A 679-nucleotide genomic window follows, 5' to 3' on the forward strand; every position below is an offset into this window, starting at 1 on the left:
GATCGAGCGATTTCGCGAGCGATGCGCCCGCGGCCAGCAGCGCCTCATACATGGCTTGCGTGTCGGTGTAGGGACCGAGCACCGCACGGCCGGTCAACGCCGTGACCTGATTGCGCACGAGCTGCTGCTCGTACATGCCATCGCCCAGGCGTTTCTGTACCTTCTGCGGATCGAGGTCGAGCTGCCGCAAGAAGTAGTCGCTCGAAATGAAGCGCCGCTGGTTCGTAAGAGCCGGATTGGTCACGATGAGATACGTCGCGTCCGGCGCGCTCGTGCGACTGAACAGACCGCCTGGCGGAACCGAGAGGTTCTGCAACACGCCTTGCGCCGTCGCACCCGCGATCACGGGATCGATCACTCGCAAGCCGGTTCGCGTACCGAGGTCGCCGATCACGACGCCCGAACCCGCCTGAGCCGGAGCGAGTCCGATGGACGGCAAGCCCGCGTTGGCCGCCGTGTTGTCGATGCTCACGCCCGAGCCGGAGAGTGTGCGGCCCGCGACGAAGCTCGATTCGTAGGCGGGCAGCGCGAAGTATCGGATATCGGCCGGTGCGATCTGAGCATAACCACCCGGACGACCGCCGACAAACGGCGCATCGCCGAACGGCAGCGTCCAGTTGTGTTCCGAGTCGTCGTAGTTGTTGTAGTGGTAATAGCCCGAGTACGTCACCTGCACGAC

1 protein-coding gene is annotated in these 679 nt (G+C 64.4%); it reads right to left on the reverse strand.

What is annotated here, in order from left to right:
- Positions 1-679, reverse strand: a 679-nt coding sequence (locus QCE62_RS35095; protein ID WP_309928017.1) for a hypothetical protein, incomplete at both ends; no start/stop codon positions are given.

The organism is Caballeronia sp. LZ033, from assembly GCF_031451265.1.
GTDB lineage: Bacteria > Pseudomonadota > Gammaproteobacteria > Burkholderiales > Burkholderiaceae > Caballeronia.